The sequence below is a fragment of the Novosphingobium sediminis genome (assembly GCF_007991615.1).
Lineage (GTDB): Bacteria > Pseudomonadota > Alphaproteobacteria > Sphingomonadales > Sphingomonadaceae > Novosphingobium > Novosphingobium sediminis.
This window is the reverse complement of record NZ_BJYR01000016.1, coordinates 119,269-137,374: the sequence shown is the minus strand read 5'-3', so window position 1 is coordinate 137,374 and position 18,106 is coordinate 119,269. Positions and strand designations below refer to the sequence as shown.

Here is an 18,106-nt window from a genome sequence, read left to right as displayed (position 1 = left end):
AATTGCCGGTGAAGCGCCGCCTGCTGTCGATTTCGACGCTTTATCCTGCACCCGGCAGACCCGGCTTCGGCCGCTTTGTAGCGCGCCAGATGGAGGCGCTGGCGGCGCGCGGGGATTGGGACGTCACCGTCATCAACCCGATCGGCCTGCCGCCCGCCCCGTTCAGCGCGATGGGCCGTTACAAGGCGCTCGCGGCGGTCCCGGCGATCGAAACCGGCGGTACGGTTACCATCCATCATCCGCGATTCCTGCTCATTCCGGGCCTTTCCGGTCGCTTCAATCCGTGGGCGATCACCCGCGCGGTGCTGCCGCTGGCACGCAGGCTCCATGCCGAAGCGCCGTTCGATCTGGTCGACGCACAGTTTTTCTATCCCGATGGCCCCGCCGCCGCGAACGTCGCCGCAGCACTCGGCCTGCCACACGCCATCAAGGCACGCGGCTCCGACATCCACCTATGGGGCGAGCGCCCGCCCGCCCTTGCCCAGATGCGCCGCGCTGCCCACAGCGCGGCAGCTGTCCTCTCCGTGTCCGGTGCACTGGCGCGGGATATGGAGGGCCTCGGCCTTACTCCACCGTGCGGGATTACCGTCCACTACACCGGCCTCGATCACGCGCGCTTCCAACCGCTGGCGCGGCGCGAGGCCCGCGATCAGCTTGCGAGCAAGCTTCCCGCGCTCCCGCTGCGCCCTGCTGACCGCCTCGCCGTCTGCGTCGGCGCGCTGATCGCGATCAAGGGGCAGGCCCTCGCCATCGAAGCGCTCACCAGCCTGCCAGGCGATATCCACCTTGCGCTGGCGGGCACCGGCGCCGATGAAGCTGCCCTGCGCGCCCGCGCTGCCGCCCATGGTGTCGCCAGCCGCGTGCATTTCCTCGGCTCCGTCAGCCACGATGTGCTGCCGGTGCTGCTCGCAGCTGCCAATGTCATGGTTCTGCCTTCGGAGCGCGAAGGTCTCGCCAACGCATGGATCGAAGCGCTCGCCTGCGGCGCGCCGCTCGTAATCCCGCCGGTGGGCGGCGCGCCCGAAGTGGTGGACCGCCCTGCCGCTGGCCGCCTCGCCGAACGCACACCCGCCGCCATTGCAGCCGCGATCACCGATCTGTTGGCCGCGCCTCCGGCACAGGCAGACACGGCCGCTACCGCCGCCCGCTTCAGCTGGGACGCGAACGCCGCAGCGCTTGCGGCGATTTACGAGAAGGCGGCCTCAGCCCGGTAACTCCCCTCCCGCTTGCGGGAGGGGCCGGGGGTGGGCCTAGGCCCCCTCGCGCGCCATCCGTTCCTGCTTGTCGAGCGCGCTTTCGGTCGGCACGAAGCTCTTCGACGTGACCTTGAGCCAGATCAGGATCGGCGCGGCCATGTAGATCGAGCTGTAGGTTCCGACGAAAATGCCCAGCGTGATCGCCGCGGTGAAGCCGAAGATCACCCCGGGCCCCAGCAGCAGCAGCGCTGTCAGCGTAATCAGCATCGAAAGCGAGGTCGCCAGTGTGCGGTGCAGCGTTTCGTTCACCGAAAGGTCGAGCAGCTCAGGCATCGGCATCTTGCGATACTTCTTCAGGTTCTCGCGGATGCGGTCGTAGACCACGATCGTATCGTTGAGCGAGTACCCGATCAGCGTCAGCAACGCCGCCACGATCGTCAGGTCGAATTCGAGCTGCGTCACCGCGAACAGGCCCAGTGTCAGCGTCACGTCATGCACGAGGCTGAACAGCGCGCCCACGCCGAACTGCCATTCGAACCGCAGCCAGATATAGGCCGCCACCGCCAGCGCTGCGAGGCCGAGCGAGAGCACGGCGCTGTGCCACAGCTCGCCCGAGACCTTGCCAGAAACCGAATCCACGCCGTCGACGCGCGCATCGGCATGCTTGGCCTTGATATCGGCAGTGATCGTCCGGGCCATCTTGTCCGAAAGCCCGCTGTCGTGGTCCGCGCCCGCCGGCAGCTTCATGCGGATCGAGATCTCGTTGGGCTTGCCGTAGCGCTGGATGATCGGCTCGCCATAGCCCAGCGCCTCGATCTCGCCGCGCAGCGGCCCGACCGGCGCTTCCGCGCTCTGGGTGAAGGTGACGCGGATCATCTGCCCGCCGATGAAATCGACGCCAAGGTTGAGGCCCTTGGTGAACACGAGGCCGAGGCTCGCCGCCATCAGCAGCAGGCTGATGACGTAGAACGGCGCGCGCCAGCGCAGGAACTTGATGTTCGTGTTGTCGGGAACGAGCTTGAGGAGCTTCATTGTGCCGGTTCCTTAGAGCGCGATTTCGGTGGGCCGCGCCTTGCGCAGCCACTGGGCGACCCACATGCGGGTCATGGTCACCGCGGTGAACACCGAGGTCGCGATACCGATGAGAAGCACGATGGCGAAACCGCGCACCGGGCCGGAGCCGAACGCCGCCATCGACATGGCCGCGATCACGTTGGTTATATTGGCGTCGAAGATCGCGCGGCTGGCTTCCTTGTAGCCCATCTCGACCGCCTGGAACACGCGGCGGCCGCGGTGCCGTTCCTCGCGGATGCGCTCGTTGATGAGCACGTTGGCATCGACCGCGGCACCGATTGTCAGGACGAAGCCCGCGATGCCCGGCAGTGTCAGTGTTGTGCCGATCAGCGCCATGATGCCGAGGATCATCAGCACGTTGAACACCAGCGCGATGCAGGCGTACATGCCGAAGCGGCCATAGACGGCAAGGATGAACGCCACGAGCGCCAGCGTGCCGATAGCCATCGCGATCATGCCCTTGCGGATCGAATCCGCGCCAAGGTCCGGCCCGACGGTGCGTTCTTCGACCACCTTGAGGTCAACCGGCAGCGCGCCAGACCGCAGCGAGATCGCGAGATTGCTCGCCGCTTGCGACGTGAAGTTGCCTGAGATGACCGCACTGCCGCCCAGAATCGGCTCGTTGATGTTGGGCGCCGAAAGCACCTTGCCATCAAGGATGATCGCGAACGGCTTGTTGACGTTCTGCGTCGTCAGCTTGGCAAACCGCGCGCCGCCTTCGGTGTTGAAGGTGATCGCCACCTGCGGCTCGTTGGTCTGCTGGTTGTTGGTGACCTGAGCATTGGTCAGCTGGTCGCCGCGAATGCCGCCAAGGCGCTTGACCGCGATCGATCCGACCGGCCCGCCTTCCTTGACCGTGGCATAAGGCACGATCTCGCTGCCCGGAGGCGCGATGCCGCGCTGGATATCGCTCTGCAACGCAGTCGTATCGACCAGCTTGAACTCGAGCTTGGCGGTCTGGCCCAGCAGGTTCTTGAGCGCCTGAGGATCCTGCAGACCCGGCACCTGCACCACGATGCGGTTGCTGCCCGAACGGATGATCGTCGGCTCGCGCGTGCCCAGCGCGTCGATGCGCTTGCGCACGACTTCGACTGCGGTTTCCATCGCCTGCGCCACCGCCAGATCGATGCCTTCCTGCGTCGGCGTGAGCACGAAGCGGTTGCCGTCGACGACGTTGATCGTCCAGTCGCGCGCGCCGGTCAGGCCCGCGCCGTTGGTCAGCGGCAGGATCGCCTCGCGTACCGCATCAACCTTGGCCGGATCCTCGACAAGGAACGTCAGCGCGCCGTCGCGGTTGGATATATCGCTGATGCGGATATCCGGGTTCGCCTGCTTGAGCTTGTTGCGGACCGATTCATCCATGCCCTCGATGCGCTGCTGGCGCACCTGGCTGGGATCTGCTTCGAGCAGGATATGGCTGCCGCCCGCAAGGTCGAGGCCGAGGTTGACCTTGGGCGCATAGATGCCGGCGGGGAGCGGGATACCCATGGTCGCGGTAATCGACGGGATCGCGGCAGCCGCGGCCACCAGCGTTATCACCCAGAGCCAGATCACCTTCCAGCGGGGAAATTCAAGCATTTCGAGCAGTCTTCCTGAAGGGGGCCTCAGGCATCCACACGGCCATGGACGCGGGCCGCAGCATCAATCGTTGGCGGGCGCCGATCCGGCAGGCGGCAGCACATCGCCGAGCGTGGCCCGCACCGCGCGCACGCGGACGTTGGGGCCGAGTTCGAGATCCACGGTCTGATCCTCGACCTTGATGACCTTGGCGATGAGGCCGCCTGCGGTCACCACCTGATCGCCCTTCTTGAGACCGGCGATCTTCACCTGCTGCTCCTTCTGCCGGCGCATCTGCGGCCGCAGGATCAGGAAGTAGAAGATACCCGCCATCGCGACGAGCGGCAGGAACTGCAGGTAAGCCGGCGGTTCGGCCGCAGTGGCAGCCGGGGCAGCAGCGGCAAGAAGGGAAAGAAGGGCAGGACCAGTCATGGCGGGCACGGAAACTTTCGCTAGGGCGGGTCTGGCATGTCGAGCCAGTATGGGGTGGCGCGCTAGCAGTTTGGCTAAGCTTAGGCAACTTTGCGCGGGCGCCGCCGGGCCCAATCGCAGCCTGCACTGAAATCGGCGATCAAGAAGCCTTGCGCTCCCGCAAAGCCCTGCCTATAGGCGCGCCTTCCGGTCGGGACGTAGCGCAGCCTGGTAGCGCATCACACTGGGGGTGTGGGGGTCGGAGGTTCGAATCCTCTCGTCCCGACCAACTATTTCAGATACTCAGCACCTCATCCTCAGCGTTCAGCCAAGGGCATGATCGCCTAAGGATGCGCAACCTTCGCCAGTTCGGCAGCGATTTCCGCGCTGCGTACGGGTTTGACGAGGTGCCCTTGCATGCCAGCGGCGAGGCAGGCGTCGACACTTTCCTGAAAGCCGTTCGCTGTCAGCGCGATGATCGGGAGCATGTCTGCTGTGATCCCGCTTTCCCGCAGCAAGCGGGTGGCGGTCATGCCGTCCATCCCCGGCATCTGGATATCCATGAGCACCGCATCGAACTGCCGTTTCGCGTCCACCGCCTTGTGGACTTTTGAAATCGCCTCCTCGCCATTCTGCGCCAGCTCGACATGGTGGCCCAGCTTCTCCAGCATGGCGGTCACGATCATCTGATTGGTGCGGCCATCTTCGGCCACCAGCAGGCGCATTGGCGGCAGCGCTGGCAAGACTGGCGGCGGGGCCGGCGAACGGGTGGCAACGGCCGCCGCATCCGGCAGGTCAGGCTTGAACCGCAGCACCAGCGACGTGCCAACGCCCGGCGTGCTGCTCAGCGTCAGGGTGCCGCCCATGGCCTCCGCAATCCGGCGCGAGATCGGCAGACCAAGCCCGGTGCCGCCATATCCGCTGGTAGTGTTCTCCTCTGCCTGGACGAAGTCCTCGAAAACCTTGTCCTGCGCTGCTGCCGAGATACCGATCCCGGTATCATCGACAACGATAACCAGTTCGTCCCCTTCAGTTCTGGCCGAGAGCCGAACTTGCCCCGCCGCGGTGAACTTGACCGCATTGCCGATCAGGTTGGCGAGGATCTGGCGCAGCCGCAGGCTATCACCGATGATGCAGCGCGGTACGTCGGGGGCGATATCGAGATCCAGCGCCAGCCGCTTGCCGACCGCACTGGCGGTCATCAGACTCATGCAATCTGCAAGGCAATCGTGCAGGTCGAACGGCTCGACCGACAATTGCAGCCGCCCGGAATCGATCTTGGCAATGTCCAGAATGTCGTTGAGCAACTTCATCATGGTCGCGCCGGATTCGGAGATCAGCCGGGCATAGTTGCGGCTGGTCTCGTCCAGCGGATGATCCAGCAGGAGTTCCGAGAGGCCGATCACGCCGTTCATCGGCGTGCGGATCTCATGGCTGAGGTTGGCCAGAAACGCGCTCTTCGCCGCGGCGGCCTGTTCGGCGCGGTGGCGAGCTTCGATGAGATCGTTTTCGAGCAACTTGCGCGAGGTGATATCGCGCACCGAGGCGACGATCTCATGCGGCTTGCCCTTCTGGTTTCGCAGCAGCCGGCAATCGGCTTCAAGCCAGCGGCATCCCATGTCCTTTGATGCGTGCCAGACCCGGTAGGCTACTCTGAGATTGTCGACCTTCCCTTCAAGGAGTTGGTCAAACCCGCCGCGGACATGATCGATATCATCGGGGTGGATGCGGATCAGCGCCGGCATGCCAACGAACACGGTGGGATCGTAGCCGAGCACCTGAAGCACCGACGGCGTCGCGTAGAGGCACTGGCCGTCCAGCCCGATGCGGAACACCATGTCGTTGATGTTCTCGGTCACGAGGCGCAGCTCGCGGGTGCGATTGGCCAGTTCAAGATCGCTCGTCTTGCGCTGGGTCACATCCGTCACCGCAGCAATGTAACCGCTGAGCCGAGAACCGTTCTCGAACTCCCCCGTCGCAGTAAAAGTCAGCCATCGCCGGAGCCCTGCCCGGTCGACGTAGTTGATCTCCTTCTCGAACACGGCGCCCGGGGTCATCAGCGAGCGATTGATCTGTTCGCTCGCCTGCGTCTGGTCGAGCCCGAGGACTTCGACCCACGGCTTGCCGATGATCGATGCGGCCGGTGCCATGACCAGCAGTTCGATGCGCTGGTTGACATATGTGATCTGGCCGTGGCGATCGCAGCGCAGAATACCGATCGGCGATGTGTCGCATAGCTGGCGGAACCGCTGTTCGCTGGCCTCCAGCGCAACGACGTAGCGCTGCTGATCCGATACATCGCGAATGCTGCCCGCAAAGCCTTCGAACCTGCCGCCCGGCGTGTTGATCTTGCGGAAGCTGATGTCGGCCTCGCGCACCTCGCCATCGCGCCGCACGAAGCTGCGATGCGTGCGCACCTCATCTCCGTCACCGCCGTGGAGCTGCGGCTCCCGCAGCAGTTCGGCAACGATATCGCGAAGGTCGAGCACAGCCGGACCTGATCCCTGCAGAGTCTCGGCCACCGGGAAGCCGGTCATCGTTTCCCATGCCGGGTTGAGGAACGTCCAGCGCCCCTTCGCGTCCGTGCGAAACACGACGTCCTGCATGTTCTGGAGGATCTCGGAGGTGAAGGCGAGTGTCTGCGCCAGCTCGTGCTCCAAACGGCGGCGCGCCTCCATCGAGGCCGCAATCGGCAGGAGACAGCAGTAGCAGCACAGATAGGCCGTCTCGATGAAAAGATAGCGCCCCTCGGGCGCAATCGCCAGAACGTCGGCCGGGCCATTGCCGGTCACCACCGCCACTGTGGCGATCAGGATCGAAAGCAGATGGGCAGCTGCGGTATCCCGGATGCCCATCGAGACGCTGACCCAGACCAGCGCGGGACAGACAAAGAAGATGTAGCTGCGCCCTTCGCTCAGAAAGACCAGAGCAGTGAGCGCGCTGACACCGGCGTAACCCGCAATCCGCCGGCGCGTGATCAGATCTGGTAATTGAAACGACCGCCGCCTCAGCAGCCCGAGGAAGATCGGCGTGGCGATGATGATGCCGATGGCATTGGGCAGGACCCAGCGGAAGGCATGGGCGGCCGCAAGGTGCAAGGAAAGGTTGGAAGGCGGGCTGATGGTGGCAGACACCGGATTGCCTCCCCCTACCGACAGCGCGAACACGGTGAAGATCGCACTGAACAGAGGCGCGATCAGGATGGCCACGATGCCAAGCTTGAGCACGGCATCTGTCCGGGTCAGATCAAGACCGTCCGGCGCAAGGTACTTGAGCGCGCGGCCTCCCAGCACGGCCTGCAAACCGGCCAGAGCCGCCGCAACAGCCGCGACAGGCAATGGAACGCCGCCAAGCACAAGGCCGAAGAACGAAGCGAGCAGCATGCGCGGAAGTTGCTGCCACTGCCTCGGCCATTCGAGCGCAAACACCGCCGCCAGCATGATCGACGGCACGAGCATGACAGTCAGCGCTTCGGGATGCGGAAGGACGAACTTTGCCTCGAACAGCGAAATCGCGGCAATGAACCCGTCGCGGGCCCATTGCACCTTGCTGATCGAGCGTTCGCCCGCGGCGAGGGTCATGCAGCCTCGCCAGCCGACGCCCACCTCTCGCGCTTGCGATAGAGGGTCGATGCGCTCACCCCCAGCATCCTGGCGGCTGTCGGCAAGCTGCCGGCGGCATCCTCGATCGCGCGGGTGATCACAAGCCGCTCGATCTCGTCGAGCGTCATGCCGCGAAAGGCGGCGGCAAGGTCCGGATGCGGCGTGGGAGCGCCCTGCGCGGTCTCCATGGGCAAGGGCGGAGCAGCAAGCTGCGCCGGCGCGGCGCCCGGTTCTGACGGAAGCGCCGAAAGGGGCAGGTCCGGGCCATCCCAGAGCACAGCCGCCCGCCGCAGGACGTTCTGCATTTCGCGCACGTTGCCCGGCCAGCGATAAGCCTTGAGCGCGGCCAGTTGCGCCGGGCCAAGCGGCCCGAAGCGCTTGCCTTCCTCGCGCGAGAACCGCTGGAGGAATGTCTCGGCCAATTCGGCGATATCGTTGCCGCGATCGCGCAGGGGGGGCATGTGGACCGGCACCACCGCGAGACGATAATAGAGATCCTCGCGGAAACGCCCTTCGGCGACTTCGCGCAGCGGATCGCGGTTCGTGGCGCAAACGATGCGCACGTCCACTTCATCCACCCGGCTGGTGCCGACCCGCTGGACCGTGCCGGTCTGCAGGAAACGCAGCAGTTTCACTTGCAGCGGCAGCGCCATTTCGCACACTTCGTCAAGGAACAGCGTGCCCTTGTGCGCGGCCTGCACCGCACCGATCCGATCACTGACCGCGCCGGTGAACGAGCCCTTCACATGGCCGAACAGTTCGGATTCGAGCAGGTTCTCAGGGATCGCGCCGCAGTTGATGGCAATGAACGCCCCGCCGCTGCGCCCGGATTCGCGGTGTATGGTATCGGCGCAAACTTCCTTGCCGGTCCCGCTCTCGCCCGTGATCAGCACTGTTGCGCGGCTGCGGGCGATGCAGCTGATCTGCCGATAGATCTCGCGCATGACGCCCGAACTGCCGACGAAGCCGCCCGGGGTGGCAACGGGCAGCCGGGGATCTGCGGATTGGGCAGGAACGGGGCTGACAATCGTCGGCCCGGCCTCGATCGCGCTGGCGACAACCGCAAGCAGGCGCTTGGCGGCAAGCGGCTTGACCAGAAAGTCATAGGCGCCAAGCCGCATGGCCTCGATTGCGCGAGAAAGCGAACCGTCTGCGGTCACCACGATCACGGGTTGTTTCGCAAGCAGATCGACGTTGCTGCGCAGGAGTTCCAGACCATCGATATCGGGCAGTTGGAGATCGAGCAGCAGGGCGCTGAAGGACTCTCCGTTTGCCAGCGCGCGCAGGACCGCAGCGCCGGTATCGACCACGACCGCTTCATAGCCGGCCTTCTCGAGGTGACCAGCGTACATCAAAGCCAGGGCAGGAATGTCTTCGACGATAAGGATGCGCTTGCGTGTCATGGACGGTACCAGGGTTTGAAGGTTTCCGGCGTTAGAAAGCAGGATGCGTGCCAAGTCTCGAAAGGTGTAAACAAAGCCATAGGGACTTATCCTTATTACTTCGTTCGCATTTTGCGACTTTGATTCTTCGCAAAATGCAACTCCAAGCTCTCGCAAAATGCGAACGGAGTACAATTGCAAAACGGGAATTGGCGCGCTTTTGGGCGAAGTAACGGATTTCCGGCAGATTCAGGGAACTGGCACAGGGATTGCCATGTTGGGGCAAACCCCCGGAGACATCCATGCCCCTGTTGCCCTGTCCCTCACTCACCCGCACGACGCGTTCGCCGCGGATTGCCGCGATGCTGGCGCTGGCCCTGACCAGCGGGTGCGCGACCATGCCGACGCCCCGCAATGTGTCCGGTGCCCAATATCAGCCCACCCAGCGCCTGCAGGAAACCCTTGGCACGGATCGCTGCCTGACCCCGCAGCTGCCAGCTGCGCTCGGCCCGCTGACGGCGGAGCCCGCCGAGGATCTCGCCGCGCTTCCCGATGTTCTGGGCCCCGGCGACCGCCTGCGGCTCGATGTCAGCGGCGACCGGGATGTTCTTTCGCACGATTACGTGATCGCGGCGAATGGCAGCCTGACCATAAACGGGATCGGCCCGGTCCTCGCGGCTGGACGCAGCAGCGCCGATGTTTCGGATGAAGTGCGCAGCAAGCTCGTCGCGACCGGTCTGATCCGCGACATCGTCAACAACATCCGCCTTGTTGCCACCGAGCGCGCCGGGGTTGCGGTGTCGGTCGAAGGCGCGGTGTTCGAGCCGGGTGTGATCATCGCAGGCGACCGTTCCGCTGATGCGCGCGCAACGACCGTTGCCAACCCGGCGCTAGGTGATTTCAACAATGGCCGATCGCTGGCAACGGCCATTCGTGCCGCAGGCGGATTGCGCCCGGATGCGGCGCTCGATGCCGTCTACCTGGTACGTGGTAATCGCTATGCCCGCATCGACCTCAGCCCGGTTCTGGGCGGCGTGGAAGGCAGCGACGGCACCGGCGGCCTGCCGGTAGATCCGCAGCTCGCCCGCGGGGACCGCATCATCATTCCTTCCAAGGGTTGCTTCCAACTGAAGCTGGTCCGCCCGAGCCCGGTCACCGCACCCGGCATCCGCGTCTACATGTCGAACCTTTCGCGCCCGGCGGCCAGCAATGCAGCATCCGCCATCGGCCGGGATGCGACCAGCCTGCCCTATGGCACACGCTTTCTGCAGGGCCTGATCGCGGCCAACTGCATCGGCGGCTCTGCGCTCAATGCAGGACGCAGCGCGGTGCTGATCTCGCGCAATCCCGTGAATGGACATTCCGTGGTGATCGCCCGCAAGGTCGAAGCCCTCGTCCGCGATGCCGATCGCGACGACGTCGATCCCTATCTGATGCCCGGCGATGCGATCGCCTGCTACGACAGCGCGGCGATGACCTTCGTCGATGCGGTGGGCGTCGCGGGCAACCTGCTCGGTCCCGCGGTTCTGGCGAAGAACCTCAAGCCATGAACATTGCACAGAAAATCCACGCCGATCGGCGTCTGGTCCGGCTTTGGGGCCTCTTCCGCGACGGTTTGCCGTCGGTTGGCCGCTATCAGCGCTACTTCAAGATTCTTGGCCCCGTGATCGGGTCCATCTGGATCCTGACGGCGCTCTACCTGATCGTCGTTCCGCGCAGCTACACCAGCCAGTTCAGCCTGATCCTGCCGGGATCGGGGGTCGGCAGCTCGATCAATGTCGAATCGATCGGGCAGGCCCAGGGCACGAGCAATTCGGCGTTCGCCAGCCCGACGCTCAGCCCGACCGAGAACTACAAGCAGCTGCTCACCGCCGATGTCACGCTGCGCGCCGCCGCGCGCCTCGCGCATGAGAGTGAAGACGCCTTCCCTGTCCCGACCATCAAGCTGGTGGACCAGACCAACCTCATCTCGATCAGCATCTCGGCAAACAGTGCCGCAGCCGCCCATCGCCGTGCGATGGCGCTGCAGGAGGCCTTCGTCGAAGAGCTCACCGCGCTGCGGGCGGACGAAGCCAAGAAGCGCGAAGATAGCGATCGGGCGCGGCTGAGCGAGCTATCCGACAAGGTGAAAACGGCGCAGCGCAAGCTGATCGAATTCCAGGCAAGTCACGGTCTTGCCACGTTGGAGCAATTCAACAGCCGGATCGCGTCGGTCGATACGCTGCGCGACAAGGAACGCGATCTGCGCGTGCAGATGCGCATTCAGGGCGGCACGGCGTCGCGCCTGTCGGGCACGCTCGGCGCCAACCCGGGCGGTGCCAACGTGATCATGCGCCTGAAGGGTGATCCGGTCTTTGCCGAACTCGCGCAGCGTTATGCCGCTGCTTCAGCGGATGCCCAGCTCAAGGCCGGCACGCTTGGGCCCCAGCACAGCGCCCGGGCTCAGGCCGATGCGGAAAGTGCGCAGCTGCGCTTGGCGCTCGTGCGCCGAGGGCAGGAGCTGACCGGCCTTTCCGAACAGGCACTTCTGCGCCAGACCGATCTGCAGGTGGGCGATGGCCGCTCGAACCTCATGCAGGCCATGAGTGCCAGCGATGCGCAGGCGGCGGGTACCCGCAGTGCGCTTGCCGAACTGCATGGCGATCTGGCGCGTGCCCGTGCCGATGCCCCGCAGTGGATCCTGCAGGCCCAGCAACTGGCCGATCTCCAGCGCGACCAGCGCGTGACCGAGGCCGTCTTCTCGTCCGCGCTGGCCCGGCTCGATACCAACAAGCAGGACCCCTTCGCGTCCTACCCGCTGGTGCAGGTGCTGGCCGCGCCTTCGCTGCCCAAGGCGCCTTCGAGCCCTTCGGTGATCATCGCTCTGGCCGGCGCGCTCGCGGCGACCTTCATGACCCTCCTTGCCTTTGGACTCCTATGGCTGCGCCAACCGATCCTGCGCCGAATGCTGCAGAGCGCCTGATCGCCTTCACGATTGGCGGGAGCTATTGGCTCTGGCTGGTCGGCGGGCTCTACCTGGCTGGCCCGCTGCTGGGCTGGGCGCTGGCCATCATGGCGGCGCGCGCCTGCTATCTGGCGCCTGTCCTGCCCGAGGCCGAGCGCCCTGCTCCTCTGCCGATCCAGATCTGGGCCTGGCTGCTGGGCATGGCCGCGATGCTGGTGATCCTGCTTGTCGCACATGCCGAATTCAGCCTTGGCAGCGCGCAGACGGTCAAGTCGGCCGCCGGCTGGGCAAAGGGTTGGGCCTTGCTCGGGCTCTTCCCGTTCGCGGGCTATGTCTTGCCGATCCGGCTGAGCGCTCTGGCGCGCGCGGTCTGCCGTTTGAGCCTCCAGACTATGATCCTGATGCCGCTGCTCCTGGCCGCGCCCTTCATCCACCTCCCGTCAATCCTGTGGGTCTCGCCCCTGAAGGTCCTCGGCGGTGCCAGCGACGAATTCTTCGCCGTGGTGCTTTACACTATCGATCCTGAAATCGGCACGCCGCGCTGGCAGTTCTTCGCGCCTTGGTCTCCGGCGGCGGGGATGGTCGCGATGATCCACTTCCTCATCGCGCGCGAAGAACGGTCAGCACCGTGGCGCTGGACCGGTTATACCGCGAGCGTGCTGATGGCGCTGCTTTCGCAATCACGCATGGCGCTGGTCGCGCTGGCGATCGTCATTCCCCTCGCCGCAATCGCGGGAAGGCTCGCAAAAGCGCACACCTGGTTTACGCTGGCGCCACTCACGCTGGTGGCCGGTTGGCTGCTGCCGCAGCTTGCGGCGCTCAGCGAACAGGCTTCGAGCAGCTTCAACGGTGCGCGCGCATCATCCTCTCGCGTCCGCGCCACGCTCGGCCGGATCGCGGTCGAGCGGTGGCAGCACGAAGCGTACTGGTTCGGCCACGGGATCGTCGAACGCGGCCCCCATCTGGTCGAATACATGCCGATCGGGAGCCACCACAGCTGGTACGGCCTGCTTTACGTAAAGGGGCTGCTGGGCGTGATCGCGCTCGGCATACCCATGGTCCTCTCGCTCGTCGGCTGCGTTGCGGCTGCGGCCGGGGGTCGCCACGGGCGGCTCGCGCTATCGATGATCCTCACCTACTGGCTCTACAGTTTCGGCGAAAACCTCGAGGTGCTGGTCTATATCTCATGGCCGGCGCTGCTCGCACTGGGCATCGCGCTGCGGCTTCAGCGCAGCAAAGGTGCGTCCGGCGAGGCCGGCGAAGCCCTGCAATGATTTGCATAATGCAAAGTTCGTTGCATTATGCAAAGAACGCTCTCCCAAAATGCAAAGAGAGCGGCCAAAAAATGGCCCGCAGCCGCTGGAATAGCCCAAACCGCCAGATGGCATGTGATTTGCTTAACCAGTTTGGAATGCGCCGCTTGATCGCATGGACCGGGGATTCGGAATGAAGGGTGTCATCATTGCCGAAATGGTTCGATGGATCGAGCAGGCGTTCTCGCCCGCCATCGCGGATGCGGTCATCGTGCGCTCAAACCTTCCCGGCGACGGCGTGTATACGACTGTCGGGAACTATCCCCATACCGACGCGCTGGCGATGCTTGGCGCGCTGTCCGAGATATCGAGCAAGCCGGTTGCCGTCCTTGCCGACAGCTATGGCTTCTGGCTGGCGAGCCGGTTCATGGAAATCTATCCGGAGATGTTCGAGGGATATACCGACGCGGTCACGTTCCTGCGCGATGTCGACGGACAGCATCACCGCGAAGTTACCAAGCTCTACCCCGATGCGCGCACCCCCAGCATCGTGGTGGTCATCGATGGCGAGGAATTGACCGTCAGCTACGGCTCGCACCGACCGCTGGCCGATGTCGCCCATGGCCTCGTCCGCGGCTATATCGACTATTTCGGCGATGATCTCGAAGTCGTGCGTGATCAGGGTTCGCCCGGACCGCATGCGGCACGGTTCCTTGTGCGCAAGCCCGCGCCCCAGTCATCAGGGTAAGGGTTCAGCGATGCCAGGATCCCCCCTCTCCCGTTTCGCTGTGCCGCAAGACATTGCGGCCGCGATCGAGCCGGTCAGCCCCGAAGCGCAGATCGCCCTGCTTGAGCGGCGACTGGCGCGCGCGGAAGCGGCGCGGGCTGCGGCGGAACACCTGCTCGAACAGAAGAGCCGCGTCCTGGCGGCGGCCAACAACGAACTGACCGCACGGCAAGACAGCCTGAGCACAAGCCTCGAGCGCCGCACCCGCCAGTTGCTGGATGCGCAGCGCGTGGCAGGCTTCGGGACGATGCTGTGGGATATCAAGCGCCAGCAACTGGAACTCTCGCCGCAAGTTCAGGTCATGATCGGGCTCGAGCCGGGGTCCTCGGTAAAGACCTATCGTACGCTGGTACGGCGCCTCCTACACGAGGATCGTCGGCGCATGCTGGATTGGATGCACGGCGAACTGCTTGCGCGGCTGGATCGTGAGCACTGCACCCGATACGACGGGCAGCCCTGCCAGGGATCGCCGGGCCCCTGCGAAGAAGCCATGCGCGAGTATCGCATCGAAGTCCGTTGCCCCGGCGGCGATGGCATCAACGAAGGCGAAGGCGTGCGTTCGCTGTGCGTGATGGCGCAGTTCCAGGTCGACAGCCAGTGCAAGCCGGCGATGATCTTCGTCACCGTGCAAGACATTACCCGGCAGGTACGCGCTGACAACGAGGCCGCTGCACTGCGCACGCGGGAACTGCAGCGGCTTGAAGACCTCGAGCGGCTCAACGAGGCTCTGCTTGTCGCGCGCGAGCAGGCGGACCTCGCCAATGATGCGAAATCGCGGTTCCTCGCGATGATGAGCCACGATATCCGCACGCCGCTCAACGGCGTGATCGGGATGCTCGATCTGTTCGACGAAAGCACCCTGACGGCAGAGCAGCGGCGGACGCTGGCGCTGGTGCGCTCAAGCGGGGATCAACTGCGAGTCCTGCTCAACGATATCATCGATCTTGCCCGTGCCGAGGCTGGCAAGCTGGCCCTCAACCCCGGGCCGACCAATCTGGTCGAGGTCCTGACCGACGGCACCGATTTCTGGCGCCACCTCGCACACGAGAAAAGCCTCTCGCTCGATATCGTGCTCGCCGCCGATACACCGACATGGGTCGAGGCGGACAGCGTACGGCTGCGCCAGTTGATCGACAACATGCTGAGCAATGCGATCAAGTATACCAGCGAAGGCGGCGTGATGGTGAAAACCCGCGTGCTGCCAAACGGCTGGCTGCGGACCGAAGTCATCGATACCGGCATCGGCATTCCTGCCCACCGCCGCGCCGAACTGTTCATCGAGTTCAACCAGCTGAATTTGTTGGGCAGCGAACCGGGCGGTGCCGGTCTTGGCCTCGCGATCTGCCAGCGCATCATCGAAGTGATGGGCGGCCGCATCGGCGTGGACGATGCCGCGCACGGCAGCTGCTTCTGGTTCGAAATTCCCGTCACCCGCATCCCCGTGCCCAAACGGGTCGCAAACCCGGCCGTCCGGTCCTTCGCAGGATCAGGCGGCCGGGCACCGCGCGTTTTGGTTGCCGAAGATCTGGCAACGAACCGGATCGTCGTCGAAGGATGCCTGCGCAAGCTGGGCTGCGAGGTCCGCGTCGTGGCAGACGGGCAGCAGGCGCTCGATGCCGTGGTTTCGGGTGAGCCCTTCGATCTGGTGCTGATGGACATGGCCATGCCGGTCATGGACGGGCCCGAGGCTACTCGCCGGATCAGGGCACTGCCGGGCGCGATGGCCGATCTTCCGATCGTCGCGCTCACCGCGTTCACGCGGCCCGAGGAGCTGGAACCGATGATGGCGGCCGGGGCGAACGACAGCGTGGCCAAGCCGATCGTGATCGATGATCTCTATCGGGCGATGAGCCGGGCGCTGGCCATTCCCGCCGCAAACGGTATCGCGCATTAGGCGCTGGCCGGTCTGGCACGGCGAACACTTCACCCGCATTCACATGAGGCAAGGCGTGCATGGACCTGATTGATCGCGAACTGACCCTCAGCCAGTTCGAGGCGCTGCCCCCGGAAGTCGTCGCGCCGCTGTGCGAGGCGACCGCGTCAGACCTTCGCGAATGGAGCTTGCGGCTGCTGGAAGCGGTGGTGGCGGAGGATCCTGAAGCGGTCCGCCGCGCGCGTCATTCGCTCAAGGGGCTGTGCGCCAACTTCGGCGCAGACTCGGTCATGCAGCATGCGGGCGGCGACTTGCGGCCCCCCGAAGCGCGCGCCCGTTTTCAAGATTGCATCGAAGCGACAATCACCGCCGTACTGGCGATTGCCGCTCCGCTCATTCCTCAATAAGCGCCGCGTGCGGTGATCACCGCAGGCACAGTGCGCAGGATCAGCGCCAGATCCGCCAGCAGCGAGCGCGTGCGCAAGTAGGAAACGTCCAGTTCGACCTGCTGCTCGAAGGAAACGTCGGCCCGCCCGCTGACCTGCCAGGTGCAGGTGAGACCGGGCTTGCCGAGCAACCGCGCACGGGCACCGGGCTGATAATCGATCACTTCGCGCGGCAATGCCGGGCGGGGCCCTACGACCGACATGTCGCCGGCCAGAATATTGATCAGCTGCGGCAATTCATCGAGCGAAAGGCGCCGCAGGAGTGCACCAACGCGCGTGACGCGAGGGTCATGCTTCATCTTGAAGCAGATACTGTCGCGCTCAGATCGGGCACGGATCGCGGCCAGCCCGCTCTCGGCATCGATCACCATCGAGCGAAACTTCCACATCTGGAAGGGCCGTCCATTAGCGCCTATCCGGGTCTGGCGAAAAAACACCGGCCCGCCATCCTCGAGACGGATCGCCGCTGCCACCAGCAGGAACAGCGGTGCCAGCACAAGCAGCGCCAAAGCTGCGGTGATGCGGTCAACGGTGTGCTTGACAGCAAGTGACACTTCACCCGACAGGCCACGCGCCTGCCAGGCATGCACCGCCGCAGCGGCGAGAAAGCGCGGATTGCCGAGCAGATAGCGGACGAAAAGGCGGCGCGGCTCCTGAGCCAGACGCCAGACCCATTCGCAGCCGATCTTGCGCATTGCAATCGGCGCGCGGGGAATCCGCCCTGAGTAATAGTCGAACAGCCCGCCGACCCCCATCACCACGCGGGCCATCAGGCGGTCGCGGATGCGGTCGATCCAGATTTCCTGAGTCGGCACGCCCAGCCCGACCAGCACGATAGCCGCGCCGGAGGCATTGATCTCAGCGACCACGTCATCTTCTTCACTGGCGCTCCAGTAGCCGTGGCGGGTCCCCGCGACGGTAAGCGTCGGATAGCGCTCCCGCATGGCCTGCCCGGCCGCTTCGGCGATGCCCGGCTTGCCGCCAAGCAGAAAGATCGCTTGGCCGCGCTGCGCCGCGCTGCGGCAAAGTTCGGGAAAAAGATCGGTGCCGTTGAGGTTGTCACCAAGCTCCTTGCCGGCAAGGCGCGCGGCGATGGCCATGCCACTGCCATCGGGCAACAGAAAATCGGCGCGGTTCAGCACCTCGCGGTATGACCTGTTCGTCTGGGCGAGATTGATGCAGTGCGCGTTGATGAACTGGACGGTGGCGCACTCGCCGGACTTGGCCATGGCGGCCAGCTCTTCGGCAACGTGGGTGCGGCTCGAGACCATGAGATCGAGATCGAACAGCCGCGCGCGCGGAGTCTGGCGGAGCGTATCGCGCAGCGGGGTGAAGCGTGCGCCGGGGTAGGAGCGGGCTTCAGCCAGTTCGAACTGGGCCTCGGAATCAAATCGTTTGAGCATCGGGAAAATCCTGCATTGTGATGCAGTTCCCAACGCAGAAAATGTGCCATTTCGGATATTTCAATGAATTCAGAAGCTTGAGTGACATGCCATCGATTGCAGCATGACCTTCTTAGCGCCCTGCAAAGGCGATCTTTTTGCGTTGTGCAGCGATCTTTGCAAAAAGACAATCTTACCA

At 64.7% G+C, this 18,106-nt stretch carries 13 protein-coding genes and 1 tRNA gene; 8 read left to right on the top strand and 6 right to left on the bottom strand.

Translation table 11 applies throughout. From position 1 onward, the window contains the following. The first annotated feature begins 8 nt into the window (after positions 1–8). Positions 9–1,214, top strand: coding sequence for a glycosyltransferase (locus tag NSE01_RS12775; protein WP_246135197.1), 1,206 nt, complete (start codon positions 9–11; stop codon positions 1,212–1,214). Positions 1,215–1,250: 36 nt separating this feature from the next. Here the strand turns inward: NSE01_RS12775 and secF are convergent, their stop codons facing one another. From secF to yajC, 3 genes are all read right to left on the bottom strand, one after another. Beyond that, a complete protein-coding gene (gene secF / locus NSE01_RS12770; protein WP_147160019.1) occupies positions 1,251–2,228 on the bottom strand; it encodes a protein translocase subunit SecF in 978 nt (325 codons plus the stop codon). A 12-nt stretch (positions 2,229–2,240) separates the two neighbouring features. Next, on the bottom strand, positions 2,241–3,848 hold the full coding sequence (secD, locus tag NSE01_RS12765) for a protein translocase subunit SecD (RefSeq protein WP_147160018.1): 1,608 nt from the start codon (positions 3,846–3,848) through the stop codon (positions 2,241–2,243). A gap of 63 nt (positions 3,849–3,911) precedes the next feature. Then, positions 3,912–4,259 carry a preprotein translocase subunit YajC gene (yajC, locus tag NSE01_RS12760; RefSeq protein ID WP_147160017.1) on the bottom strand — a complete coding sequence of 116 codons (348 nt, stop codon included), beginning with the start codon at positions 4,257–4,259 and terminating at the stop codon, positions 3,912–3,914. Positions 4,260–4,450: 191 nt separating this feature from the next. On the opposite strand from yajC, the gene NSE01_RS12755 reads away from it, so the two are divergent. Continuing rightward, positions 4,451–4,527 (top strand) — tRNA-Pro (locus NSE01_RS12755). Between the two features lie 55 nt (positions 4,528–4,582). On the opposite strand, the gene NSE01_RS12750 is transcribed toward NSE01_RS12755, so the two are convergent. Next, positions 4,583–7,819 carry a PAS domain S-box protein gene (locus NSE01_RS12750; RefSeq protein ID WP_147160016.1) on the bottom strand — a complete coding sequence of 1,079 codons (3,237 nt, stop codon included), beginning with the start codon at positions 7,817–7,819 and terminating at the stop codon, positions 4,583–4,585. Continuing rightward, positions 7,816–9,243: a sigma-54-dependent transcriptional regulator gene (locus NSE01_RS12745; protein ID WP_147160015.1), complete on the bottom strand. Its 1,428-nt coding sequence runs from the start codon at positions 9,241–9,243 to the stop codon at positions 7,816–7,818. Before NSE01_RS12745 ends, NSE01_RS12750 begins: the two co-directional genes overlap by 4 nt. A 281-nt stretch (positions 9,244–9,524) precedes the next feature. On the opposite strand from NSE01_RS12745, the gene NSE01_RS12740 reads away from it, so the two are divergent. From NSE01_RS12740 to NSE01_RS12715, 6 genes are all read left to right on the top strand, one after another. Further along, positions 9,525–10,772: a polysaccharide biosynthesis/export family protein gene (locus NSE01_RS12740; RefSeq protein ID WP_147160014.1), complete on the top strand. Its 1,248-nt coding sequence runs from the start codon at positions 9,525–9,527 to the stop codon at positions 10,770–10,772. After that, positions 10,769–12,184: a GumC domain-containing protein gene (locus NSE01_RS12735; protein ID WP_147160013.1), complete on the top strand. Its 1,416-nt coding sequence runs from the start codon at positions 10,769–10,771 to the stop codon at positions 12,182–12,184. Before NSE01_RS12740 ends, NSE01_RS12735 begins: the two co-directional genes overlap by 4 nt. Further along, positions 12,139–13,440, top strand: coding sequence for an O-antigen ligase family protein (locus NSE01_RS12730; RefSeq protein ID WP_147160012.1), 1,302 nt, complete (start codon positions 12,139–12,141; stop codon positions 13,438–13,440). The genes NSE01_RS12735 and NSE01_RS12730 overlap by 46 nt, the downstream gene beginning before the upstream one ends. Before the next feature lie 172 nt (positions 13,441–13,612). Next, positions 13,613–14,167, top strand: coding sequence for a heme NO-binding domain-containing protein (locus tag NSE01_RS12725; RefSeq protein ID WP_170233833.1), 555 nt, complete (start codon positions 13,613–13,615; stop codon positions 14,165–14,167). Positions 14,168–14,177: 10 nt separating this feature from the next. Further along, a complete protein-coding gene (locus tag NSE01_RS12720) occupies positions 14,178–16,100 on the top strand; it encodes an ATP-binding protein (protein ID WP_170233832.1) in 1,923 nt (640 codons plus the stop codon). A 59-nt stretch (positions 16,101–16,159) separates the two neighbouring features. Beyond that, the gene (locus NSE01_RS12715) at positions 16,160–16,486 is read left to right on the top strand and encodes an Hpt domain-containing protein (RefSeq protein ID WP_147160009.1); all 327 of its coding nucleotides are present in this window, start codon (positions 16,160–16,162) and stop codon (positions 16,484–16,486) included. Here the strand turns inward: NSE01_RS12715 and NSE01_RS12710 are convergent. After that, positions 16,480–17,928 (bottom strand): WecB/TagA/CpsF family glycosyltransferase, encoded by a 1,449-nt coding sequence (locus tag NSE01_RS12710; protein ID WP_147160008.1) that lies wholly within the window; start codon positions 17,926–17,928, stop codon positions 16,480–16,482. The two genes, NSE01_RS12715 and NSE01_RS12710, sit on opposite strands and share 7 nt — an antisense overlap. Between the last annotated feature and the right edge of the window lie 178 nt (positions 17,929–18,106).